Source organism: Micromonospora sp. DSM 45708 (genome assembly GCF_039566955.1).
Lineage (GTDB): Bacteria > Actinomycetota > Actinomycetes > Mycobacteriales > Micromonosporaceae > Micromonospora.
This window is the reverse complement of the sequence record NZ_CP154796.1, coordinates 1,363,697-1,386,617: the sequence shown is the minus strand read 5'-3', so window position 1 is coordinate 1,386,617 and position 22,921 is coordinate 1,363,697. Positions and strand designations below refer to the sequence as shown.

The window sequence follows — 22,921 nt, the reverse complement described above, 5'->3', positions numbered from 1 at the left end:
CTGCGAGTCTAGGCCGCCGCCGGTCGGACCGACCGGGGCCGCCCGCACGCCGGGACGGTGAGCCGGGACACGCAGGCCGGCCGCGGGGGAGCTACGCTCGACCACGTGAGCGCACGGCTGCCGGTGTTCCCGCTCGGGACCGTCCTCTTCCCCGGGCTGGTCCTTCCGCTGCACATCTTCGAGGAGCGCTACCGGGCACTGGTGCGCCACCTGGTCGGGCTGCCCGAGGGCGCGCCGCGCGAGTTCGGCGTGGTGGCGATCCAGGCCGGCTGGGAGGTCGCGCCAGCCGGGCCGCCGGGCCGCTCCGGGCTGGCCGGTGGCGACATCACCCTGCACGAGGTGGGCTGCACGGCCGAGCTGCGGCAGGTCACCGAGCTGGCCGACGGCGGGTTCGACATCGTCACGGTGGGCCGGCGCCGGTTCCGTGTCGCCGAGATCGACGACGCCACCGAGCCGTACCTCACCGCCGAGGTCGAGTGGCTGCCCGAGCCGGCCGGCCCGGACGAGGTGGCCGACGTGCTGGCGGCCCGGGTGATCTCGGTGTTCCGGCAGTACCTCGCGCTGATCCGGCCGGAGCAGGAGGAGATCTCCGAGCAGCTCCCGGAGGACCCGACCGTGCTGTCGCACCTGGTCGCGGCCACCGCCGCGCTGACCGTCGCCGACCGGCAGCGACTGCTCGCCATCGACGACACCGCCGGCCGGCTCCGCGCCGAGCTGCGCCTGCTCAACCGCGAGTCGGCGCTGCTGCGCCAGATCCGGGCGGTGCCGGTGCCGCTCAGCGAGCTGGCGGGTCTTCCGGCGCCGAACTGACCCCCGGCGGGGCCGGCCACCCGCCGCCACCCGCGCCCGGCCGGGCCGGTCCGTCGCCGCCGGCCTCCGCCGCGGGCGGCCACACCCCGCCCGTACCCGGTAGGGCCGGTCCGTCGACGCCGGCCTCCGCCGCGGGCGGCCAAACTTCGCCCGCGCCCGGTAGGGCCGGCCACTCGCCGGGCTCCGGCTCCGGGCGCAGCGACGGCCACCGCGACCAGCCGGCCAGCAGCGTGTACGTGACGGCCGCGCCGAACGCCGCGAGCAGCAGACTGCCGTGCGGCAGGGGCAGCGGACCGAACCAGTCGACCCCGCCGGCGCGCAGGTCGGCCGGCTTGGTGAAGTCGGTGCCCGGTGGTGCGGTGTCCAGCAGCCGCTGGAAGGTGCCCAGCCCGATCCGGCGGCCCACCTGCCAGGCCACCACCGCCGCGCCGAGGCCGCCCAGCGTCGCCGCGAGCAGACCCGCCGGGCCGCGCCGGCGGCGCAGCAGCACCCACAGCGCGATGGCGGAGAGGACCCCGAAGCCGAGCGCGAGGAGGCTGAACCAGCCGTCGGCCGCGATCGGTTGCTCGGGCTGCGGGACCGCGTACACCGCGCCCTCCGGCGTCTGCCGCACCGGCGTGCCCGGCGCCGCCCACGCCCACAGCAGACCCAGCGGCACGCCGAGCGCGGTGAGCAGCGCCGTCACGCCGAGGACCGTCGCCACCGGCCGGCCGCCGTCGCGCCGGGTGTCGGACACCGCGCCGGGCATCTCCCGGACGACGTCCGGATGGCCGGCGAGCGGGTCCGCACCGGGCGCGGTGACCGGGGTGCCGGCGGGCACCGGGAGGCCACCGGGCCAGTCGGGCGGGTCCGCGACGGCCGGCGGTGGCTCCGCGCGCGTGCCGTCGGCCGGCCCGCCGGCGCCTCGGGTCGGCTCCCCGGCGGACGGGCGGTCGGCGGCGCCGGAACGGTCGGCGGTCCGCTCGGGCTCAGGGGTGTCCGGGCTCACCCGGTGATCCTCTCAGGCCCGGGCCCGGCGTGGGGCGGTGGTCGGCGCTCAGCGCGCGAACGGCTCCACCATCACCGCGGCCGCCTTGAGCCAGGCGTGGCGGGTCTCGGCCTGGAGCTGGTGGTACTCGATCGAGGAGCCGGTCTCCAGCGCCGGGTCGTAGGGCACCACGGTGACCGCCCGGGTACGGGTGGCGAAGTGCCGTTCCAGGTCGTCCTGGAGCGAGGTGCGTCCCGGCGTCGGGCAGGAGATCAGCGTGACCGCGTTGTCGGCCAGCTCGCCCATGCCCACCTCGTGCAGCAGGTCGAGCATCCAGTCCGCGCTGAAGGCGGCGTCCTCACGCGGCACGGTGGTCACCACGAGCTGGTCGGCGGCCTGCATGACGGTGCGCCAGTTCGGGCTCTCCACGTTGTTGCCGGTGTCCACGCAGACCACCTCGTGGGTGCGGCGCAGCAGCTCCAGCACCCGCTTGACGGTGAACTGGTCGAGGCGCTGGGCGAAGCGCGGGCTCTCCTCGCCGGCCAGCACGTCGTACGAGCCGTCGGCGGCGTGCCGCAGGTAGTCGTCGAGGTGCGCCAGCAGGGTGTCGCCCTCGAGGATCTCGATCTGCGCCAGGTCGTGGACCAGGTGGCGGATGGTGCGGGCGTGCCGGGCGCTGCCGGCGCGCAGGCCAAGCGTGCCCCGGAGCTCGTTGTCGTCCCAGGCGAGCACGCCGCGCCCGCGTACGCTGCCCACGGTCGCGGCAGCGAGCACGGTGGCGGTGGTCTTGTGCACCCCGCCCTTGGGGTTGGCGAACGCGAGCACCCGGGGGGTGCCCAGTTCGCGGCGGAGCACGCCGGTGGCCCGTTCCAGCTCGGCGTCCGGCGAGGGCGCGCGCCACCGCGCCGGGGCCGCCTCGATCCGGCCCGGCCGCGCCTCGACCGACCGGCGCGGGGTGGGCACCACAGGTGGTTCCGGCGCCGGTGGGAGCCCGGGCCGGTACCGGCCGCGGTCCAGCAACGCGTAGCGGGACTCCGCGGGCGGCGGTGCGGGCCGGTAGCCGCCGTCGAGCAGGGAGTATCGCGACTCTACCGGCGCCTCGGCCCGCCCGCGCGGCTCCGGCTCGGCCCGCCAGGACGCCTCGGCCGGCGGCTCCGCGGGGTAGGTCGGGTCGGCCCGCCAGGACGGCTCGCGTGGCTCGACCGGCGGCTCCGCGGCGTAGGACGGGTCGGCCCGCCAGGACGGCTCGCGCGGCTCGACCGGCGGCTCCGCGGCGTAGGACGGGTCGGCCCGCCAGGACGGCTCGCGCGGTTCCGGGGCGTAGGACGGCTCGGCCCGCCAGGACGGCTCGGCCAGCGGCTCCGGGTCGGCGCGGTACGCCGGTTCCGCCCGGTACGCCGGCTCGCCGTCGTAGCGCGGGTCGGCGCGGAAGGCCGGGTCCACCCGGAACGTGGCCTCGGCCCGGTAGCCGGGTTCGGCGCCGTACGACCCGTCGGCGGCGCGGCCGACGGGGGCGGCGCGGCCGGTCCAGCCGGTGCCCGCGCCACGGCGGGGCAGCGCTTCGGGGGGCGGCGGGACGGATTCCTCGGCGTGCCGGTCGGCGTCGGCGTGCTCCGCGCCGCGACCGCCGAGCCGGGCCCGGTCGAGCAGCGCCCGCCACCGCGGTGCCGGCTCACCCTGCCGACCCCAGCCGGTCTCGCTGCCGTCCAAGGATTCGCCCTCCCCCAGCCCATCGATCTGACGCCTGACAGGCTACGAACGAAACCCTATTCGGACCACTCCCCGCGCCGCACATCGCCCGGTGGCTCTCCTCACCGTGGCATCCGGTGGACGGGCGCGCACCCGGGCGTCTCAGGAGGTGGGAGTGGGATTGGGTGGGCCGGGGCCGGTGACCGGTGGACGGCCGGCCGGTGAAGGTCCGCTCACTGTCGGTGCGGATTCCGACGAATCGACCATTTCGCCGCCCGACGCCGGCCCGGTGTCGGCCGGTGGCCGGGCCACGTCGCGCTGCTCGGGCAGCGGCGGGGTGAACACGGTCCGGTCCAGCCGGGTCACCTCCGGCGCCGGGTCCACCACCCGTACGCCGGGGCGGTCGGCGAGCGCGCGCAGCGCGTCCGGGGCGGCCCGGACCACGGCGGCGTAGACACAGGCGCACCCGGCCCGGTAGCCGGCCGCCTCCCGGGCCGCGACCGCGGCGCCGGTGTCGTACTCCCGACGGAGCCCGGGATCGGCGGCGGCGGCCGGGGCGGCGGCGCGGGCCCGGTAGTCGGCGGCCTCCCGGTCCTTGCGCGCGGCGACCCCGGCCATCCCGCCGACCACGTCGTCGGGCAGCCGCAGCGCGGCGATCCGGACGATCTCGGTCTGCCGGCCGGGCAGCGGCACGCGCGCGATCACCGCCGAGACCGACGTCCCGGCCAGCGCGGTCGCCACCCGGGCCGGCGTCAGGTAGGCGGCGAACGTGACGAGCGCCCAGCCGTCCGGCGCGTCGAGCCGGGCCAGCTCCGCGCCGGCGGCACGCTGGTACGCCGGGACGGACCCGCCGGCGGCCACCCCGACGCGGGTCACCTCGCCGACCGTGCGGTCACCGACCGGCCGGTCCCGCCGCTGCGCGACGGCCACCACCAGCACCAGCAGCGCGCAGCCGAGCGCGAGCCAGGTGAGCGCCGCGGCACGCGAGCGACGCGGCGGCGTGGTCCCGTCGTCGTCCACGGTCAGTCGCGCAGGATCTCCAGCGCCCGGGCCAGGTCGTCCGGGTAGTCGCTGACGAACGTGACCTCGTCGCCGGTGCGCGGGTGCCGGAAACTCAACGAGCGGGCGTGCAGCCACTGCCGGGACAGCTTGAGCCGGGCCGACAGGGTCGGGTCCGCGCCGTAGGTCAGGTCGCCCACGCAGGGGTGCCGCAGGGTGGAGAAGTGCACCCGGATCTGGTGCGTACGCCCGGTCTCCAGCCGCACGTCGAGCAGGCTGGCCGAGGGGAACGCCTCCAGCGTGTCGTAGTGCGTGATGCTCGGCTTGCCACCGGAGACCACCGCCCACCGGTAGTCGTGGTGCGGGTGCCTGTCGATCGGCGCGTCGATGGTGCCGCGCAGCGGGTCCGGGTGGCCCTGCACCACGGCGTGGTAGCGCTTCTCCACCTCGCGTTCCTTGAAGGCGCGCTTCAACGCGGTGTAGGCCAGCTCGCTCTTGGCCACCGCCATGATCCCGGTGGTGCCCACGTCGAGCCGGTGCACCACGCCCTGCCGCTCGGCGGCGCCGCTGGTGGAGATGCGGTGGCCGATACCGGCCAGCCCGCCGATCACGGTCGGGCCGGTCCAGCCGGGGCTCGGGTGCGCGGCCACCCCGACCGGCTTGTCGACCACCACGATGTCGTCGTCGGCGTAGACCACTGTCAGGCCGGGCACGGCCTGCGGCACCACGGTCGGCGGGGCGGCCGGGGCGGGCAGCGTGACCTCCAGCCAGGCGCCGGCCTTCACCTTGTGCGAGTTGGCCCGGACCACGCCGTCGACGAGCGCGTCCCCGGCGTCCACCAGCGCCGCCGCGGCGGTGCGGGACAGCCCGAACAGCCGGGACACGGCCTGGTCCAGCCGCATGCCGTCGAGCCCGTCCGGGACCGGCAGGGAGCGGTGGTCGCCGCCGGTGGCGTACGCGGTGGTCACGCGCGCTCCTTCTCGTCGGCCCCGTCGGCGGGGGCGTCGGCGCCGGCCGGTTCCGCGCCGGCCCGGGAGCCGTCGCGCTGCCGGCCGGTCAGCTCCAGGAAGACAGCCAGCACCACGCCGCAGACCAGCGAGCTGTCGGCCAGGTTGAACACCGGCCAGACCTGGCCGTACGGGTCGAACAGGCTGATCATGTCGACCACGTGGCCGACGAAGTGCCCCGGCGCCCGGAAGATCCGGTCGGTGAGGTTGCCCAGCGCCCCGCCCAGCACCAGGCCCAGCGACACCGCCCACGGCAGCGAGCGCAGCCGCAACGCCATCCAGGCGATCCAGCCGATCACGCCGATCGTGATCAACGGAAAGACCCAGGTGTGGTCCGAGCCGATGCTCCAGGCGGCGCCGCTGTTGCGGGTGAGGGTGAGGTAGACGGCGCCGCCGAGCAGCGACACCGGCTCCCGTCCGGTCAGCTCGGCGAGCGCGAGCTGCTTCGTGCCCAGGTCCGCCAGGAGCGAGACCAGGGAGACGCCGAGCAGCAGGCCGACCGCCTTGCGGCGGGGCGCGCCGGCACCCGAGAAGGTGGTGCCGGACCCGGCGGGCGGTGCTGCGGTCATCTGCTCCCCATCGACGTTCGCGACGGTGGCGGTCACCGTCTGCGGTTCGGCCGCCGGGGAACGGGCGTCAGCGCCGCTCCGCCAGCTGCTTGCAGCTCACGCAGAGGGTGGCCGACGGGAACGCGGCGAGCCGCTCCACCGGGATCGGGTTGCCGCACCGCTCGCACCAGCCGTAGCCACCCTCGTCGAGACGCTCCAGTGCGCGCTCGACCTGCGTGATCCGCTCCTTGATGCTGTTGGCGAGAGAGATCTCCTGCTCACGCTCGAACGTCTTGGTGCCGGTGTCGGCCTGGTCGTCCCCGGCCGAGTCGGTCAGCCGGTCGCGTTGCAGCTCGGTGATCTCGCTCAGCGTCTGATCGTACTCGGCGTTCAGCTCGTCCCGCCGCGCCGCCAGCGCGGCCCGGATCTTCTCGGTCTCCGCCGCGCTGCGGGTGGCCTTCGCCACCGGCTTGCGACCGGCGGTCCTGGTGTCGGCTGGCTTCGCCATCGTCAGCTCCCTCAGCCGCATGGCGCGGCGGTCAGCGGTACGTGGGCAGGGGGCACCGGCGCGTCCCCCCGCGTACGGAACGGGGCACACGGCGACCCCGCCGTGCACTCCGGAGGTTGGCAAGAATACGGAACGTACAGGCGTCCGACAACGTGCCGCACCGTCGCCCCGATTTTCCGCCCCGAACTGCCAACTATCGGGGCAAAAGGAACGCTAGCAGATCAGCCGGTCCGGTCCTCGCCGTACTCCCCAAACCACCGGGCCAGGCGACCGCGGCGACTGACCGCCCGCAACCGCCGCTCCGCGGCGTCCCGCACCCCGGCGGTGGCCACGATGAGCAGGCTGTCGCCCACCTTGAGCCGGGTGTCCGGGCCGGGCACGAAACCGACCCCGTCGCGCAGCACCAGCGTGACCGCGGCGCCCACCGGCAGCCGCAGCTCGTCCACGTGCACCCCGCCCAGCCGGGAGCCCGGCGGCACCTCCACCTGGAGCAGGTCGGCCCGCATCCGCTCCAGCGGGGCGGTCTCCAGCAGGATCTCGCTCGCCTCCGCCGGCGCGGTCACGCCCAACCGGCGCGCGGCCGGCGCGAGCGTGCCGGCCTGGAGCAGCGTGAAGATCACCACCAGCACGAAGACCGCGTCGAAGAGCCGGTCCGCGCCCGGCACCCGCAGCGACAGCGGGATGGTGGCCAGCACGATCGGCACCGCGCCGCGCAGTCCGGCCCAGGAGAGGAAGAGCTGCTCACGCCGGGAGACCCGGAACGGCAGCGCGGAGACCGCCACCGACAGCGGCCGGGCGAACAGCAGCAGAGCCAGCCCGGTGATCACGGCCGGCAGCACCGCGGCGTCCAGCCGGCTCGGTGAGACCAGCAGGCCGAGCAGCACGAACAGGCCGATCTGGGCCAGCCAGGCCAACCCGTCGGCGAACCCGAGGATGGCCTGCCGGTGCGGCAGGTTCGAATTGCCGAGCAGCACCCCGGCCACGTAGACGGCGAGGAAGCCCGAGGCGTGCAGCACCGAGCCGGCCGCGTACGCCAGCACGGTGAAACCCACCACCGCGATCGGGTAGAGGCCGGCCGAGGGCAGCGCGGCACGACGCAGGACGTACCGCCCGGCCAGGCCCGCGCCCACGCCGACCGCCACGCCGACGCCCAGCTCGTACCCGAGCAGCAGCGCCTCGTACCACCAGGGGTGCGCCGCCTCCGCCCCGGCCCGGGACAGCAGCAGCACCAGCAGGACCACCGGGGCGTCGTTCATCCCGGACTCGGCCTCCAGCGTGGCCACCAACCGGGGCGGCAGGCGCAGCCGGCGCAGCGTGGCGAAGACCGCCGCGGCGTCGGTGGAGGAGAGCACCGCCCCGTAGAGCAGGGCCAGCCGCCAGTCCAGGCCGAGCAGCAGGTGCACCACCATGCCGACGACCACGATGCTGACCACGACGCCGACCGTGGAGAGCACGGCCGCCAGGCCGAGCACCGGCCGCAGCGTGCTCCACCGCGCGCTCAGGCCGCCCTCGGCGATGATCACGATGAGCGCGCAGAAGCCGAGCACCCGGGTCAGCTCGACGTCGTCGAAGTGGATGCCCAGGCCCGCCTCGCCGATGAGCACGCCGAGCGCCAGGTAGACCAGGAGGCTGGGCACGCCGAGCCGGGTGGAGAAGCGCACCGCGCCCACCGCGACCAGCAGCACGGCGGCACCCACCAGCAGCGCGAGGTTCAGCCCCGGCGTCATCGCGTACCGGCCCGCCGGATCCTCACCCGGCGCTGCCGTCGCGCAGCCGACGCAGCACCTCGGGCAGCCCCTCGGCCGGGCACTCGACCAGGAAGAGCTTGTCCCGGCTGGCCGCGCCGGAGCGCAGCGACACCACCGCCGGCCGGACGCCGAGCGCGTCGGCCAGCGCCCGCCGGGCCGCCTCGGTGGCCCGGCCGTCCACCGCCGGCGCGTGCACGGCGACGACCAGGGCCGGGCCGTACGGCCCGTCGAACCGGCCACCGACCCGGGCCCGGGCCGCGCCGGGCTTCACGCGCACCGCGACGGTGAGCGGGGTGTCCGGGGCGATCATGGTCAGCGTGGCCGGTCGTCGGTGAGCAGCGTGGTGGCGGCGGCGCAGTACGCGCACGGCGTGAAGCCCAGCCCGACCGCCTCGGCGACCGGCACCGGCTCGTCCGGCCGGCCCACCAGGTGGGGGCAGTCGGCCAGGTGGAACCGGGGGTGGCCGTCGACCACCCGGACCTCGTCGGGCAGTCGCACCAGCCGGGCGACCTCCCCCGCGGAGAGGAACTCGGCCGGCGGGTCGCCGTCGAGCGGCCCGCCCGGGCCGGGCGAGGTGGGCGCCGGCTCGGCCGCCGGCGGCGCGACCTCCGGCTCGACCGGCGGGTAGGCCGCGGACGGCGTGGCGTCCGGCCCCACCGGCGGCGAGTAGGCGCCGGCCGACGGGGCGTCCGGTTCGGCCGACGGCGGATACCCGAGGGTGCCCGGTTCGGCCGACGGCGGGTAGACCCCGGTGGACGGCTCGGCCGACGGCGGGTAGACCCCGGTGGCCGGGGCGTCCGGCGGCGAGTAGGCGCGGGCGGGTGGAACGTACGGCTCGGCCACCGGCGGCCCGGGCGGTTGCCGCCACCCGGGTCCACCGGCACCGACCGTGGACGTGTGGTGCGGGACCGGGCTCACCGGCTCGTCCGGGGACGGGCCGGTGGGTGCGGTCCGGGAACGCGGCCCGGCCTCCCGGCCCGCCGTGGCCCGGGTCGCGGCCGCCTGGCGGGCGAACACGACGAAGGCGACGGCGGACAGCAGGCTGGCCGCGATCGAGACGATCAGCAGCGGGCTGGACCCACCGGCCAACCCGACCACCAGCAGCACGACCGCGACGAGGATGAGCAGGACGCTGGCGGCTATCACGGCTCACCCCCGGCCCCGTCGTGTCGGACTGGTGCCGTCGGTGGCCGCCACGAGGACGGCCACCGACGCGAGATCAGCGGCCGGACTCCAGCGAGCCGGCGCCGCGGCCACCGCCGAAGGATCCGGCGAGGCCGGCGGTGGCGAGGCCGTTGCTGCCGCCGACGGCACGGGTGCCCTCGCGGTTCATCTCGACCTCGATGCCCTGGCCACGACCGTCGAGGTCCCGCAGCTGGCTCTCCAGGTACGCCTTGAGGCGCGTGCGGTACTCGCGCTCGAACTGCTTGAGCTCCTCGATGTGCTTCGACAGCGCGGTGCGCTTGGCGTCCAGGCCGCCCATGGCCTCCTGGTGCCGCTGGCGGGCGTCCCGCTCCAGGGCGTCGGCCTTGGCCCGCGCCTCGCGGGTGACCTCCTCGGCCTTGGACCGCGCCTCGGAGAGCAGGCTGTCGGCCTCGCGCCGGGCGTCGGAGACGTGGTCGTCGGCGGTGCGCTGGGCCATCATGAGCACCCGCAGCGCCTGCTGCTCGCCGTCCCCGGTCACGCCCACCGGGCCACCCTGGGTGCGGACCTGCTCCAGCTCGGCCTGCATCGCGCGGGCCGCCTGCTCGGCCGCCGCCTTGTCGCGCTGCACGCGGTCGAGCTGGGCCTTGACGTCGTTGAGCTCCGCCGCGAGCCGGGCGTCGCCGCCGGGGCCGGCGGGTGCGCCACCCCGACCGCCGCGCTCCACCTGGGCGCGCAGCTCGTTGTTCTCCTCGATCAGACGGGCCAGCTCACGCTCGACCTCGTCCAGGAAGGCGTCGACCTCCTCCTCGTCGTACCCCCGCTTGCCGATCGGCGGCTTTTTGAAGGCGACGTTGTGGACGTCGGCCGGGGTCAGCGGCATCGAAACTCCTCGGGTCAGTTGCGGCCGCGAAAGCGCTCTGGTCAGGCGAACGCCACGATCAGGCGCTGTAACACGAACTCCATCAGCACGAACAGGATAACCAGGAGCACAAGGGAGGCCAGGTCGATGCTCACGGTACCAATTCGCAGTGGTGGGATCACACGCCTCAACGCTCGCAGGGGCGGATCAGTGACGCTCCACACGACTTCCAGTCCCGCCGATGCCCCCCGCCCCGGTTGCCAACGGCGACCGTAGGCCAGCACGGCCCCGAGAACAAATCGAGCCAACAGGACAAGCAGGAAGAAATACAGCAGCAGGTAGAGCACCTGGAACAGGATCGACAACACGGTAGGCGACGTCCCTCGGTCGTGCGGGCTAGCTCAGGCTGAAAAAGCCGCCCTCAGCGATCTTGGCCTTGTCCTCCGCGGTGACCTGGACATTGGCCGGTGAGAGCAGGAACACCCGGTTGGTCACGCGCTCGATCGTACCGCGCAGGCCGAACGCGAGCCCGGCGGCGAAGTCGACCAGTCGGCGGGCGTCCGCCTCGTCCATCTCGGTGAGATTGATGATCACGGGAACGCCGTCCCGGAAGTGCTCGCCGATGGTCCGCGCCTCGCGGTACGTGGTCGGGTGCAGCGTGGTGATCTGGTAGCGCTGCTCGTCCTCCGGGACCACCGCCCGCTCGCGCGGCGGGGCCTGCGGCGCCAGGGCGAGGTTGTCTCGGGTGTGGTACGACAACGCGCCGGAACTCTCGCCGGTGGAGGACCGGGTGATGGACCGGACACTGGCCCGCTCGGCCCGCTCGGACCGCTCCGGGCGCTCGACCTCGGAGCGGTCGGTGTCGACCGCGCGGCCCGTGGCACGCTCGGTCAGCCGGCCCCGGTCACCGGCCCGGGTCCGGGGCGCCGGCGGCTCCTCCGACTCCTCGTCGTCCTCGTCGGCGAACTCCTCGGCGTACCGGCTCGACCGGTAGCGCGACGAGTCCCGGTAGCCACCCTTGTCGTAGCCACCGTCCTCGTACGCCCGCTCGTCGTCCTCCTCGACGAGACCGAGCCAGACCCCCGCCTTGCGCAGTGCACCCATCCCCGCGCCCTTCCGTCCGCCGTGCGGCACGCGCCCCCGTGCCGTGTCGCTTGATCACGAGTGGACGATCATGCCCACCGGACCGGACCGGCAATCCCCTGACGTGCGGTTCGCGGCCCGCCCGCCACGGCCCCCGGCTACGGGAGACGCCGTCCTGAACAACACTGATGTAATTTGCTTCCGTCCGGGCCAGGCTACCCCAGCGTGGGGCGCATTCCGAGCAACGCGCTGCCGACGCGGACATGTGTCGCGCCGTGGCGGATCGCGCTCTCCAGGTCGCCGCTCATCCCCGCCGACAGCACCGACGCGCCCGGATGGTCGGCGCGCAGCCGCGCCGCCACCTCGGCCAACCGGGCGAACGCCCGGTCCGGTTCCCAGCCGAGTGGGGCCACCGCCATCAGGCCGGCCAGCCGCAGCCCGCCGGCCCCGGCCACCGCGGCGGCCACCCGGTCGAGGCCCCGCTCCGGATCGGCCACACCCGGCAGCGCGCCACCCCGGGCCGGGTCGCCGTCCACGCTCACCTGCACCAGCACGTCCAGCGGGCGGTCCCGGGCACCGGTCGCGGCGGTGTCCAGGGCCGCCGCCAGCCGCACGCTGTCCACCGACTGGACCACGTCGGCGTACCGGACCACCGAGCGGGCCTTGTTGCGCTGCAACTGCCCGATGAAGTGCCAGCGCGGCACCGTCCCGACGCCGGCCACCGCCGCCGCCTTTCCGGCCGCCTCCTGGTCCCGGTTCTCCCCCACGTCGGTCACGCCGAGCCCGGCCAACGCGACCACGTCGGCGGCCGGGTACGTCTTGGTCACCGCGACCAGGGTGACCTCGTCGGCGGGGCGGCCGGCCGCCGCGCAGGCGTCGGCGATCCGGGCCCGGACCCGGGTCAGGCCGGCCGCGAGCTCGACGCGACGCTCGGGTCGCACCGCGATGGAGAAGTCCGTCATCGGCGCGGCTCAGGACCCGTTCTTGAGGAAGTCGGGCACGTCGACGTCGTCGAAGAGCACCCGGCGCGACGGCTGCTGCGGCGCCGGCATGGTGGCCGGCGGGTTCGTCGGCGCGTTCGGCTGGGTGGGCGGGTTCTGGTTGCTCTTACGCGGCGGGTCGACCGCCTTGTAGGCCGGGGTGCCGCCGTCGAAGCCGGCCGCGATCACCGTCACGCGCACCTCGTCGCCGAGCGCGTCGTCGATGACCGCGCCGAAGATGATGTTGGCGTCCGGGTGGGCCGCGTCGGTGACCAGCTGCGCCGCGTCGTTGATCTCGAACAGGCCGAGATCCGAGCCGCCGGCGATGGAGAGCAGCACGCCGCGCGCGCCGTCCATGCTCTGCTCCAGCAGCGGGCTGGAGATGGCCGCCTCGGCCGCCTCGACGGCGCGGTTCTCGCCCCGGGCGCTGCCGATGCCCATGAGCGCGCTGCCCGCGCCGCTCATCACGCTCTTGACGTCGGCGAAGTCCAGGTTGATCAGGCCGGGCGTGGTGATCAGGTCGGTGATGCCCTGGACACCGGAGAGGAGCACCTGGTCCGCGGTGCGGAACGCGTCCATCATGGAGATGTTGCGGTCGCCGAGCGCGAGCAGCCGGTCGTTCGGGATCACGATGAGCGTGTCGCACTGGTTGCGCAGCTCCTCGATGCCCGCCTCGGCCTGCACCTGGCGGCGCTTACCCTCGAACGAGAACGGCCGGGTGACCACGCCGATGGTGAGCGCGCCGAGCTTGCGGGCGATGTTCGCCACCACCGGCGCGCCGCCGGTGCCGGTGCCGCCGCCCTCCCCACAGGTGACGAAGACCATGTCGGCGCCCTTGAGCACCTCCTCGATCTCGTCGCGGTGGTCCTCGGCGGCGTTCTTGCCGACGTCCGGGTTCGCGCCGGCGCCCAGCCCCCGGGTCAGTTCCCGGCCGACGTCGAGCTTGACGTCGGCGTCGCTCATCAGCAGCGCCTGCGCGTCGGTGTTGATCGCGATGAACTCGACGCCCTTGAGCCCAACCTCGATCATCCGGTTGACGGCGTTCACGCCGCCGCCCCCGATGCCGACGACCTTGATGACCGCCAGGTAGTTGTGCGGAGGTGTCATCTCCGGTCCTTTCCCTTCGAGATTGGCATGGGCCGACCCCACACGGCTTGGCCGGACCAGCGGCGGAGCATCTCCGACGAACTATCCGACGAGGAGAACCCTCACCCTCTACTAGAGGCTTAGAGTTATGTCAACCACTGATCTCTTCGGGGCAACGTATGCGCCGCCGCGCCAGGAGCCAAGGACCCTTTCCGGCGTGTCGCCGACCGAGCGACCGGTCACACAGCGCCCGTTCACTGAGCGACGGGTCACTGGAAGGTGACCACGTCCGGCGCGCTGACGTCGATCCGGGCCGTCCGGCGCGGCAGCAACGCGGTCGCCACCGCGGACTTGTCCGCGCTGCGTGCGGCGTCGCCCCAGAAGATCTGCCGGTCGTCGCGCAGCAGCAACGTGATCCGGGCCAGCCCGGCCACGTCCACCGTGACCACCTGGGCGCGCAGCTTCTCCCCGAGCGCGGCGAGCACCGCCAGCCCGGCCCGGGTGCCCGGGTCGTCCGGACCGGGCCGGGCCACCCGGACCAGCGGCAACCCGTCCGGGGCCCGGTCCAGGCGTTGGAAGACCACCCCGGCGGCGTCCACGACCGCGAAGCGCCCGCCCTGCGGCACCGCGGCCACCGGCACCCGCTCCTCGACCCGGATCACCAGCGCCGCCGGCCAGTCCCGCTCCACCGTGGCCCGCGCCACCGGCGGCAGCGTGCCCACCCGACGGGCGGTCGCGGTCAGGTCCACCCGCGCCAACGGGGTGTCGTCCGGAATCGCCGCGGCGTCCCGGATCTCCACCGGCGTGACCAGCCGCGCCCCGACCACCCGCACGTCGCGGACCCCGAACAGCCCGGTGCCGAGCACCGTCCAGGCGACCAGCGCGGCCACCGCGGCCACCGCCGCCGTCACCGCCCACGGCAGCGCGGCACGCATCCGCCGCTGCCGGGCCCGCGCCATGAAGCGACGGGTGGACGGTGGCACGGCGTCCGCCCCGGCCCGGACCAGCTGCCAGCGCCGGACCGGGCTGCGCCGCCCCGCGCCGCCGTCCTGGCCGGGGGTGCGGCCCCGGGCCGGGCCGGAACTCATCCGGCGGTGGCCGCCGCGCCGTCCGGACCGACGCCGGCGCGGGGCGCCGTGGCGCCGTCGGTGCGGGCCAGCAGGGCGTCCAGCAGTTGGTCACCCATCAGCGAGATCGGCGGCGCGCCCATGGTCACCACCACGTCGCCGGTGCGGGCCCGGCGGGCCACCTCGGCCGGCACGTCGTCCCACGCCTCGACGAAGACCTTCCGGTCCGCCGGCAGCGGCACCGCCTCGATCAACGCGACCGACCCCTCACCGGGCTCGCGCGGCTCGCCGGGGCCGAAGACCTCCAGCAGCACCAGCTCGTCGGCGATGCCGAGCGCGGCGGCGATCTCCGCCTGGAGGTCACGGGTGCGGTAGAGCCGGTAGGGCTGGAAGACCACGATCAGCCGGCCGTCGCCGGCCACCTCCCGCAGCGTCTGCAACGCCAGCGTCATCGAGGTGGGGTGGTAGGCGTACTCGTCGTAGACCAGCACGCCGTCCGCCACGCCCTTGCGCTCGAACCGCCGCCGCACGCCGGGGAACGCGCCGAGCGCGGCCTCCGCCGCCGCCACCGGCAACTCCAGCAGGTACGCGGCGAGCACCGCGGCGGCGCTGTTGAGCGCCATGTGCCGGCCCGGCATGGACAGCCGGATCTCGCCCAGCGACCGGCCCTCGACCTCGGCCAGGTAGCGCACGCCCTGCGCCGAGGAGACCACGTCGCTCATCCGCAGGTCGGCGTCGGCGGACTCGCCGTACGTCCACACCCGACGGCCCTCGGCCCGGAGCGTCTCGGCCAGCCGCCGGCCACCGGCGTCGTCGGCACAGGTCACGATGAAGCCGTCCGGGTCGGTGAGCCGGGCGAACTCGGCGAACGCCGCCTCCAGGGTGGCCAGGTCGCCGTACGTGTTGAGGTGGTCCGCCTCGACGTTCGTGATGATCGACAGGTACGGGCGGTAGATGAGGAAGGAGCGGTCGCTCTCGTCCGCCTCGACCACGAAGTGCTCGCCGGTGCCGTGGTGCGCGCCGGAGCCGACCTCGGAGATCTCCCCGCCGATGACGAAGGACGGATCGACGCCGGCCTGCTGGAGCACCATGGTCACCATCGACGTGGTGGACGTCTTGCCGTGCGTGCCGGCCACCGCCACCGTGCGACGACCGGTCATCGCCGCCGCGAGCGCCTCGGAACGGTGCAGCACGCGCAGCCCGCGACGACGCGCCTCGGCCAGCTCCAGGTGGTCCTGGGGGATGGCCGAGGAGTAGACGACGGTGTCCACCCCGTCCAGGTTGGTCACCTCGTGCGTGGAGTGGATCGTCCCACCCAGCGCGCGCAGGCCGGCCAGCGACGGCCACTCCCGCAGCTCGCTGCCGGAGACCGGCAGGCCACGGGTGAGGAAGAGCCGGGCCAGCCCGGCCATCCCGACCCCGCCCACCCCGATCAGGTGGATGCGGCCCAGGTCCTCCGCGGTCATCGTGCCGGCGGGCGTGAACTGCGCGGTGTTCATGAGGGGTACCTTCCCGTCGCGGCGGCCCGCATCAGCGGGAGACCGCCTCGTAGACGAAGTTCAGCAGCGCCACGTCGCCGTCACGGCGACCGTAGCCGGCCGCGGCGTGACTCATCGCGTGGAGCCGCTGCGGGTCCCGGATCAGCGGGATCACCGTGCGCTCCACCCAGGCCGGGGTCACCTCGGCGTCGTCGACGAGCAGCCCGCCGCCGGCCTCCACCACGGGCAGCGCGTTGCGCTTCTGCTCCTGGTTGCTGTGCGGGTAGGGCACGTAGACCGTGGGCAGGCCGATCGCGGCCACCTCGGCGCAGGTCATCGCGCCGCCCCGACCCAGCATCAGGTCGGCCGCCGCGTAGCCCAGCTCCATCTCGGACAGGTAGGGCAGCGTCACGTACGGCACCGGCAGGTCGGTGGGGACGGAGACCGGCTCGTTGCGGGCACCGATCACGTGCAGCACCTGCACGCCGTGGCGGGCCAGCTCCTTCGCCGCGCCGGAGACCGCCAGGTTGATCGAGCGGGCGCCCTGCGAGCCGCCGGCCACGAAGAGCACCGGCAGGTCGGGCCGGAGCCCGAAGTGCGCGCGGGCGGCGTTTCGCAGCGCCGCCCGGTCCAGCCCGGCGATGCCGCGGCGCAGCGGCACCCCGACCACCCGCGCGTCGCGCAGCGCCTCGGACTGGGCCGGCTGGTGCGGGAAGCCCACCGCCACGTGCTTGGTGAACTTCATGCCCATCCGGTTCGCCACGCCCGGCGGCACGTTCACCTCGTGGATGACGATCGGCAGGTCGCGGCGCCACGCGGCCAGGTAGCCGGGGACCGAGACGTACCCCCCGAAGCCGACCACCGCGTCGGCCCGCACCTCGTCGATCACCTTGCCCGCCGCGCGGGCCGCCTTCCACATCCGGTCCGGGGTGCGCACCAGGCTCATGTTGACCGAGCGGGGCAGCTGGTAGGCCGGGATCTGCCGCAGGTCGTAGCCGGCCGGCGGGATCAGCTCGTTCTCCAGCCCCTTCGGGGTGCCCAGACAGGTGATCCGGACGCTCGGGTCGTGTCGGCGCAGGCAGTCGGCGAAGGCGAGCAGCGGGTAGATGTGCCCACCCGTACCCCCTCCGCAGAGCACCACCGAACGCAGCGGACCCATCAGCGTCTCCTCTCGTTCGCCGTGCCGGCGCGCGCCCGGTCGGACCGGGCGCCGCGGGTCGCGGCCTGATCGTCCTGCCGACGCTGACGGGACCGGGGCACGGGCCCTCGGTCCGCCGGGGGCGGCGCCGGCCGGCGCCGCCGGCCGGGAAGCGGCGGCAACGGGGCCCACACTAGTCGGACCCATCGGGCCGGCGGACGGGCGTTCAGGGCCCGGGCCGCGTCCGGCTCGGCGCGGGCGAAGGAGGCGAGCATGCCGATCGCGGCCAGCGTCACCACCAGCGCGCTGCCGCCGTCGGAGATGAACGGCAGCGGCACGCCGGTCAGCGGCAGCAGACCGGTGACGCCGCCGATGTTGATGACGGCCTGGCCGACCAGCCAGGCGGTCACGCCGGCCGCGGCGAGCCGGCGGAACGGGTCCTCCACCCGGCGGGCGATCCGCATGCCGGTGTACGCCAGCACGGCGAAGAGCACCAGGACCACGGTGCAGCCCACCACGCCCAGTTCCTCGGCGATGATGGCGAAGATGAAGTCGTTGTGCGCCTCGGGCAGCCAGTCCCACTTGAAGACGCTCTGGCCCAGGCCGACGCCGAACCAGCCGCCGTTGCCGATCGCGTACCGGGCCATGATGGGCTGGTAGCAGTTCTCCAGCTTCAGCTCGATGCAGGTCTGCGGATCGGGCGGGTCGAGCCACATGGTGAGCCGGCCCAGCCGGTAGTTGTCGGCGTCACGGGAACCGGAGCCGGCGCCGAGCGAGGCGGCGGCGACCAGCAGGCCGATGCCGGCCAGGCCGATCGCGGAGAGCGCGGCGAAGACCCGGGTCCGGACGCCGGCCGCCCAGAGCAGGCCGACCACGAGCGCCACCAGGCACAGCATGCTGCCCAGGTCGTTGTAGCCGACCAGCACGAAGAGCAGGCCGACCACCGGGAACAGCGGCGTGGCCAGCTCCCGCCACCAGCCCAGCGCGACCCCCTTGCGGGCCAGCACGTGCGCCGCCCACAGCACCAGCGCGAACTTGGCCACCTCCGCCGGCTGGAGCGAGATCGGGCCGAGGGAGAGCGAGAGGAGCTCGCCTTTCAACGGCCCGATGGACGCCACCCCGAACAGCGACTCCAGCGCGACCAGCAGGTTGAGCAACAGCAGCAGCGCCACCGCCACGCCGAGCGCGGGGCGGCTCACCGCCCGGAACGTCCGCGCGGGCAGCCGCTGGCAGGCCCAGAACGCGCCGACGCCGATCACCGCGAAGACGGTCTGCTTGGTCAGCGAGGCGGCGGCGTCACCGCCCTCGGCGTAGTCCCGCACGCTGGTCGCCGAGAAGACCATGGTGAGGCCGATGAGCAGCAGCAGGCCGGCGCTGGAGAGCAGCAGGTAGTAGGAGGCCAGCGGCCGGGCCAGCAGGCCGCGCAGCGCGGCCAGGCCGCCGGCCGGGTCCCAGCGCACGCCGGCCGGTGGATCGCCCGGCGGCGTGGCCGCGGGCGCGCGGCGGGTCGGCGGCTCGGTGTTGACCTGGATGTCTCGTCCCTCCCCCACCCGCTCATCATGGCGGCTCGACCCGCCCGCCCGTGGCGCAACCCCATGGTCGGCGTGTCGGATCGTAAGGAGGGGCCCCCTTTTAACAGACGTCTGTTAAAAGGGGGCCCCTCCTTACGATCTAGCTCACCGCGGCGAGGAACTCGCTGTAGAACAGGCCCAGCGCGATGGCCACGCCGATACCGGCGATGATCCAGAACCGGACCACGATGTTGACCTCGCTCCAGCCGGCCAGCTCGAAATGGTGCTGGAGCGGCGACATCCGGAACACCCGCTTGCCGGTGGTGCGGAACGAGATGATCTGGATGACCACGGACATCGTGATGATCACGAACAGGCCGCCCAGGATCGGCAGCAGCAGGATCGTCCGGGTGGACATCGCCATGCCGGCGATCAGGCCGCCCAGCCCGAGCGCGCCGGTGTCCCCCATGAAGATCCGGGCCGGCGAGGTGTTCCACCAGAGGAAGCCGACGCAGGCCCCGGCCGCCGCGCCGGCGATCAGCGCGATCTCCAGCGGGTCACGCACCGTGTAGCAGTACGCCTCGGTGTAGTTCGGGTCCGCGCACCAGTGCCGGTACTGCCAGAACGCGATCAACGCGTACGCGGCGAGCACCATCACCGAGGCGCCGGTGGCCAGACCGTCCAGGCCGTCGGTCAGGTTGACGCCGTTGGTCGCCGCCATCACCACCATGATGATGACGATCACCGCGCCGATCTTGCCGATCTCCAGCGCCGGGATGTCCCGGATGAAGCTCAGCGTGGTGCTGCCCACCGTCGCGGTGTTCGTCGCGTTGCCGCTGACGTCGGTCATGCTCGACGGGAAGTAGAGCGCCACCACGCCGAAGACCGCGCCGACCAGGATCTGCCCGGCCAGCTTGCCGCGCTTGTTGAGGCCGCCGCTGTGCCGCTTGCGGACCTTGAGGAAGTCGTCGATGAAGCCGACCGCGCCGGAGAACACCATCAGCCCCAGCAGCACCAGCGCCGTGATGGTCGGCTCGACCTGGGCGATCTGCGCGTCCGGCAGCGTGGTCAGAGCCAGGTGCCCGGCGACGTACGCGATCACCGTGGCCAGGATGAAGACCACGCCGCCCATCGTCGGCGTGCCCTTCTTACCCTCATTGCTGGCCAGCCCGAGGTTCGATCGGATCGGCTGGCCGGCCTTCAGCCGGGCGAACACCTTGATCGCGATCGGGGTGCAGAACAGCGAGATCAGGAACGCGACCCCGATGGCGACGATGACCGCCCTCATGCGGCGCCGCCCTCCGTCGCCGCCTCCCGGGCGTCCGCGCGCAGCGCGTCGGCCACGTCCCAGGTCCGGTACCGGGAGCCCTTCACCAGCACCACGTCTGACGGACGCAGCTCGCTCCGCAGCACCTCGACGGCCGCCGCCTGATCGGTGAGCAGCACCGACTCTCCTCCCCAGTTGCCTACCGCTGTCGCGCCCTCGTGGATCGGCGCCGCCGGCTCGCCCACCACGAGCAGCCGGTCGATTCCCAGCTCGGCCGCGAGCCGGCCGACCTGCTGATGTCCCTCCCGTTCGAAGTCGCCCAGCTCGGCCATGTAGCCGAGCACCGCGACCGTACGCCCCTCGCCGCGCATGCTGGCCAACGCGCGCAGCGCCACGCCGGTGGAGGCCGGGTTGGCGTTGTACGAGTCGTCGATCACGACCACGCCGTCGGGGCGTTCGAACACGTCCATCCGTCGCGTGGAGACCAGGCCCAGCTCGCCCAGCACCGCCGCCAGCTCGGTCAGCGGCAGGCCCAGCTCACGGGCGACCGCCGCGGCGGCGAGCGAGTTGGACACCTGGTGCCGGCCGGTCAGCCCGAGCCGCACCGGGGCGCTTCCCTCCGGCGTCACCAGCGTGTACGATGGCCGGCCGCGACCGTCCACCGTCACGTCCACCGCGCGCACGTCGGCTTGCGCCGACTCGCCGTACCGGACCACCCGGGCCCCGGTGCGGGCCGCCATCGCGTCGACCCGCGGGTCGTCGGCGTTCAGCACCGCCAGCCCGTCGGCGGGCAGCGCCTCGACCAGCTCCCCCTTGGCCAGCGCGATGGCCTCGACCGAGCCGAACTCGCCCAGGTGCGCCACCCCGACGTTGAGCACCACCGAGATCCGCGGCGGCACCACCTCGCACAGGTAGCGGACGTGCCCCACGCCGCGGGCGCCCTTCTCCATCACCAGGTAGCGGGTCTCCGGCCCGGCCTGCAACGCCGTGTACGGGTGCCCCAGCTCGTTGTTGAACGAGCCGGGCGGCGCCACGGTCGGGCCGAGCCGGACCACGAGCTGGGCGATCAGGTCCTTGGTGGTGGTCTTGCCGGACGAGCCGGTCAACCCGATCACGGTCAGCCCGGGCAGCCGGTCGACCACCGCGCGCGCCAGCCGGCCCATCGCGTCGAGCGCGTCGTCGACCAGCACCATCGGCACGCCCGGCAACTCGCGGGTGCCGAGCACGGCGACCGCGCCGGCGTCCACCGCGCCGGCCGCGTAGTCGTGGCCGTCCACCCGCTCGCCGGGGAACGCCACGAAGAGCCCACCGGAGGACACCTTGCGGGAGTCGAACTCCACAGTGCCGGTGACCCGGGCGTCCGGGTCGGCCCCGGCCAGCCGGCCACCGACCGCGGTGGCCACCTCGGCCAGCGTCAGCGGGATCATCGGCCACCCACCAGGTCCCCGAAGCGGGCCCGCAGCGCCGCCGCCAGCTCCACCCGGTCGTCGAACGGCAGCACCTCGCCACCGATCTCCTGGCCGCGCTCCTGCCCCTTGCCCAGCACCGCCACCACGTCACCCGGTTCGGCCACCCGGACCGCCTCCTCGATCGCCGCCCGCCGGCCGGGCACCTCGATGATGCGGGCCGGGGCAGCCGCCGCGTACGCGCCGGCCAGCACCTCGGCCCGGATGGTGGCCGGGTCCTCGGTCCGCGGGTTGTCGTCGGTCACCAGCAACACGTCGGCGCCCCGGGCGGCCACCTCGCCCATCACCGGACGCTTGCCCCGGTCCCGGTCGCCGCCGGCGCCCACCACGCACACCAGCCGGCCACCGGTCAGGTCGCGCAGCGCGGTCAGCACCGCCTCGATCGCGTTCGCCTTGTGCGCGTAGTCGACCACGCCACGCACCGGGGCGTCGCCACTGACCAGCTCCAGCCGGCCGGGCACGCCGCCGCAGGCGGCCACGCCGCCCGCCGCGGTGGCCGGGTCGACGCCGGCCGCGACCAGCGTGGCGACGGCCAGCAGCGCGTTGGCCACGTTGTGCCGGCCCGGCAGCGCCACGCCGGTGGGCAGCGCCACCGCGTCCGGGCCGTGCAGCGTGAAGCGCTGCGCGTACCCCTCGCCGGAGATCCGGTCGGCCCACCAGGTCGCGTCGCGGTCGCCGGCCGCGGAGTAGGTCACCGTGTCCGGCTTGTACAGCGGGCGCAGCGCCGGGTCGTCGTGGTTGAGCACCTCGACCCGGCAGCGCCCGTCGAAGAGCCGGGCCTTGGCCGCGAAGTAGTCCGCCTCGTCGGCGTGGAAGTCGAGGTGGTCGGAGCCGAAGTTGGTGTAGCCGCCGACGTCGAACCGCACGCCGCCGACCCGGCCCATCACGAGCGCGTGGCTGGACACCTCCATCACCACCGCGTCCACGCCGCGCTCGCGCGCCACCGCGAGCATGGCGTGCAGGTCGGTGGCCTCCGGGGTGGTCCGGACGCTGTCCACCACGAGGTCGCCGAGGCGGGTCTCCACGGTGCCGATCAGGCCGGTGACGTGCCCGGCGGCGCGCAGCCCGGACTCGATCAGGTAGCTGGTGGAGGTCTTGCCGGCGGTGCCGGTCACGCCGATCACGGTCAGCCCGGCGGTCGGGTCGCCGTAGATCGTGGCGGCGACCGTGCCGAGCACCCCGCGGGCGTCGTCGACGACCAGCACGGGCAGGCCCGCGTCGGCGGCCAGCGGCACCCCGGCCGGGTCGGTCAGCACGGCCACCGCGCCGGCCCCGGCCGCGGCGGCGGTGAACTCCGCGCCGTGCCGACGGGAGCCGGGCAGGGCGGCGTACAGGTCGCCGGGGCGGACCTCGTGGCTGGCGTGGGTGACCCCGGTGACGGCCAGCTCGGCGGCCCCCGGAGGCGGCGGCAAGGCCAGTCGGTCGGCGAGGTCGCCGAGCCGGACGGGGAGCACGGTGGCGGGACGTGGATTGCCGGGCACGGCGTCAGACCCTACCCGGTCGTCCGGTTCCGACCACACAGCCGCCCCGGTGGTTCGTCGCCACCCACCGATGATGTCGCGCC

At 74.7% G+C, this 22,921-nt stretch carries 22 protein-coding genes; 1 reads left to right on the top strand and 21 read right to left on the bottom strand.

Features of this window, described 5'->3' with window-relative positions:
- The first annotated feature begins 105 nt into the window (after window positions 1–105).
- Window positions 106–810, top strand: coding sequence for an LON peptidase substrate-binding domain-containing protein (locus tag VKK44_RS06655; protein WP_343445959.1), 705 nt, complete (start codon window positions 106–108; stop codon window positions 808–810).
- Here VKK44_RS06655 and VKK44_RS06650 read toward each other — a convergent pair.
- The 21 genes from VKK44_RS06650 to VKK44_RS06550 all read right to left on the bottom strand — a co-directional run bounded on the left by VKK44_RS06650 (window position 776) and on the right by VKK44_RS06550 (window position 22,877).
- On the bottom strand, window positions 776–1,798 hold the full coding sequence (locus VKK44_RS06650; protein WP_458351611.1) for a DUF2567 domain-containing protein: 1,023 nt from the start codon (window positions 1,796–1,798) through the stop codon (window positions 776–778). The genes VKK44_RS06655 and VKK44_RS06650 overlap by 35 nt on opposite strands.
- Before the next feature lie 48 nt (window positions 1,799–1,846).
- On the bottom strand, window positions 1,847–3,487 hold the full coding sequence (locus tag VKK44_RS06645) for an ATPase (protein ID WP_343445958.1): 1,641 nt from the start codon (window positions 3,485–3,487) through the stop codon (window positions 1,847–1,849).
- Between the two features lie 141 nt (window positions 3,488–3,628).
- Window positions 3,629–4,486, bottom strand: coding sequence for a hypothetical protein (locus VKK44_RS06640; protein ID WP_343445957.1), 858 nt, complete (start codon window positions 4,484–4,486; stop codon window positions 3,629–3,631).
- A gap of 2 nt (window positions 4,487–4,488) precedes the next feature.
- Entirely contained in the window at window positions 4,489–5,433 is a 945-nt protein-coding gene (locus tag VKK44_RS06635) for an RluA family pseudouridine synthase (RefSeq protein WP_343445956.1), read from the bottom strand.
- Entirely contained in the window at window positions 5,430–6,041 is a 612-nt protein-coding gene (gene lspA / locus VKK44_RS06630) for a signal peptidase II (protein ID WP_343445955.1), read from the bottom strand. The genes VKK44_RS06635 and lspA overlap by 4 nt, the downstream gene beginning before the upstream one ends.
- A gap of 67 nt (window positions 6,042–6,108) precedes the next feature.
- The gene (locus VKK44_RS06625; protein WP_107157596.1) at window positions 6,109–6,528 is read right to left on the bottom strand and encodes a TraR/DksA family transcriptional regulator; all 420 of its coding nucleotides are present in this window, start codon (window positions 6,526–6,528) and stop codon (window positions 6,109–6,111) included.
- A gap of 221 nt (window positions 6,529–6,749) precedes the next feature.
- Window positions 6,750–8,255 (bottom strand): potassium/proton antiporter, encoded by a 1,506-nt coding sequence (locus VKK44_RS06620; protein ID WP_343445954.1) that lies wholly within the window; start codon window positions 8,253–8,255, stop codon window positions 6,750–6,752.
- A gap of 22 nt (window positions 8,256–8,277) precedes the next feature.
- Window positions 8,278–8,586: a DUF167 domain-containing protein gene (locus tag VKK44_RS06615; RefSeq protein WP_343445953.1), complete on the bottom strand. Its 309-nt coding sequence runs from the start codon at window positions 8,584–8,586 to the stop codon at window positions 8,278–8,280.
- A 2-nt stretch (window positions 8,587–8,588) separates the two neighbouring features.
- The gene (locus VKK44_RS06610) at window positions 8,589–9,422 is read right to left on the bottom strand and encodes a hypothetical protein (protein ID WP_343445952.1); all 834 of its coding nucleotides are present in this window, start codon (window positions 9,420–9,422) and stop codon (window positions 8,589–8,591) included.
- 73 nt (window positions 9,423–9,495) lie between these two features.
- Complete coding sequence (locus VKK44_RS06605; protein ID WP_343445951.1) at window positions 9,496–10,302, bottom strand: DivIVA domain-containing protein; 807 nt, start codon at window positions 10,300–10,302, stop codon at window positions 9,496–9,498.
- A gap of 41 nt (window positions 10,303–10,343) precedes the next feature.
- Window positions 10,344–10,649, bottom strand: coding sequence for a YggT family protein (locus VKK44_RS06600; protein WP_091059628.1), 306 nt, complete (start codon window positions 10,647–10,649; stop codon window positions 10,344–10,346).
- A gap of 28 nt (window positions 10,650–10,677) precedes the next feature.
- The gene (locus tag VKK44_RS06595; RefSeq protein ID WP_343445950.1) at window positions 10,678–11,385 is read right to left on the bottom strand and encodes a cell division protein SepF; all 708 of its coding nucleotides are present in this window, start codon (window positions 11,383–11,385) and stop codon (window positions 10,678–10,680) included.
- Between the two features lie 194 nt (window positions 11,386–11,579).
- Window positions 11,580–12,326, bottom strand: a complete 747-nt coding sequence (locus tag VKK44_RS06590) for a YggS family pyridoxal phosphate-dependent enzyme (protein ID WP_343445949.1) — start codon at window positions 12,324–12,326, stop codon at window positions 11,580–11,582.
- Between the two features lie 9 nt (window positions 12,327–12,335).
- Window positions 12,336–13,451 carry a cell division protein FtsZ gene (ftsZ, locus tag VKK44_RS06585; RefSeq protein WP_343445948.1) on the bottom strand — a complete coding sequence of 372 codons (1,116 nt, stop codon included), beginning with the start codon at window positions 13,449–13,451 and terminating at the stop codon, window positions 12,336–12,338.
- A gap of 248 nt (window positions 13,452–13,699) precedes the next feature.
- Entirely contained in the window at window positions 13,700–14,518 is an 819-nt protein-coding gene (locus tag VKK44_RS06580; protein ID WP_343445947.1) for a cell division protein FtsQ/DivIB, read from the bottom strand.
- Window positions 14,515–15,996 (bottom strand): UDP-N-acetylmuramate--L-alanine ligase, encoded by a 1,482-nt coding sequence (murC, locus tag VKK44_RS06575; RefSeq protein WP_343445946.1) that lies wholly within the window; start codon window positions 15,994–15,996, stop codon window positions 14,515–14,517. The genes VKK44_RS06580 and murC overlap by 4 nt, the downstream gene beginning before the upstream one ends.
- Before the next feature lie 31 nt (window positions 15,997–16,027).
- A complete protein-coding gene (gene murG / locus VKK44_RS06570; RefSeq protein ID WP_343445944.1) occupies window positions 16,028–17,134 on the bottom strand; it encodes an undecaprenyldiphospho-muramoylpentapeptide beta-N-acetylglucosaminyltransferase in 1,107 nt (368 codons plus the stop codon).
- Window positions 17,134–18,663, bottom strand: coding sequence for an FtsW/RodA/SpoVE family cell cycle protein (locus VKK44_RS06565; protein WP_458351610.1), 1,530 nt, complete (start codon window positions 18,661–18,663; stop codon window positions 17,134–17,136). Before VKK44_RS06565 ends, murG begins: the two co-directional genes overlap by 1 nt.
- A gap of 121 nt (window positions 18,664–18,784) precedes the next feature.
- A complete protein-coding gene (gene mraY / locus VKK44_RS06560; RefSeq protein WP_343445943.1) occupies window positions 18,785–19,912 on the bottom strand; it encodes a phospho-N-acetylmuramoyl-pentapeptide-transferase in 1,128 nt (375 codons plus the stop codon).
- Window positions 19,909–21,318 (bottom strand): UDP-N-acetylmuramoyl-tripeptide--D-alanyl-D-alanine ligase, encoded by a 1,410-nt coding sequence (locus tag VKK44_RS06555; protein ID WP_343445942.1) that lies wholly within the window; start codon window positions 21,316–21,318, stop codon window positions 19,909–19,911. Before VKK44_RS06555 ends, mraY begins: the two co-directional genes overlap by 4 nt.
- On the bottom strand, window positions 21,315–22,877 hold the full coding sequence (locus tag VKK44_RS06550) for a UDP-N-acetylmuramoyl-L-alanyl-D-glutamate--2,6-diaminopimelate ligase (RefSeq protein ID WP_343445941.1): 1,563 nt from the start codon (window positions 22,875–22,877) through the stop codon (window positions 21,315–21,317). The genes VKK44_RS06555 and VKK44_RS06550 overlap by 4 nt, the downstream gene beginning before the upstream one ends.
- Between the last annotated feature and the right edge of the window lie 44 nt (window positions 22,878–22,921).

What these genes read in the sequence shown, in the direction of transcription:
- VKK44_RS06595 (WP_343445950.1), bottom strand. Translation starts at nt 11,385, where the DNA reads ATGGGTGCACTGCGCAAGGCGGGGGTCTGGCTCGGTCTCGTCGAGGAG.
- lspA (WP_343445955.1), bottom strand. Translation starts at nt 6,041, where the DNA reads ATGACCGCAGCACCGCCCGCCGGGTCCGGCACCACCTTCTCGGGTGCC.
- VKK44_RS06580 (WP_343445947.1), bottom strand. Translation starts at nt 14,518, where the DNA reads ATGAGTTCCGGCCCGGCCCGGGGCCGCACCCCCGGCCAGGACGGCGGC.
- VKK44_RS06625 (WP_107157596.1), bottom strand. Translation starts at nt 6,528, where the DNA reads ATGGCGAAGCCAGCCGACACCAGGACCGCCGGTCGCAAGCCGGTGGCG.
- VKK44_RS06590 (WP_343445949.1), bottom strand. Translation starts at nt 12,326, where the DNA reads ATGACGGACTTCTCCATCGCGGTGCGACCCGAGCGTCGCGTCGAGCTC.
- VKK44_RS06605 (WP_343445951.1), bottom strand. Translation starts at nt 10,302, where the DNA reads ATGCCGCTGACCCCGGCCGACGTCCACAACGTCGCCTTCAAAAAGCCG.
- murG (WP_343445944.1), bottom strand. Translation starts at nt 17,134, where the DNA reads ATGGGTCCGCTGCGTTCGGTGGTGCTCTGCGGAGGGGGTACGGGTGGG.
- ftsZ (WP_343445948.1), bottom strand. Translation starts at nt 13,451, where the DNA reads ATGACACCTCCGCACAACTACCTGGCGGTCATCAAGGTCGTCGGCATC.
- murC (WP_343445946.1), bottom strand. Translation starts at nt 15,996, where the DNA reads ATGAACACCGCGCAGTTCACGCCCGCCGGCACGATGACCGCGGAGGAC.
- mraY (WP_343445943.1), bottom strand. Translation starts at nt 19,912, where the DNA reads ATGAGGGCGGTCATCGTCGCCATCGGGGTCGCGTTCCTGATCTCGCTG.
- VKK44_RS06620 (WP_343445954.1), bottom strand. Translation starts at nt 8,255, where the DNA reads ATGACGCCGGGGCTGAACCTCGCGCTGCTGGTGGGTGCCGCCGTGCTG.
- VKK44_RS06555 (WP_343445942.1), bottom strand. Translation starts at nt 21,318, where the DNA reads ATGATCCCGCTGACGCTGGCCGAGGTGGCCACCGCGGTCGGTGGCCGG.
- VKK44_RS06615 (WP_343445953.1), bottom strand. Translation starts at nt 8,586, where the DNA reads ATGATCGCCCCGGACACCCCGCTCACCGTCGCGGTGCGCGTGAAGCCC.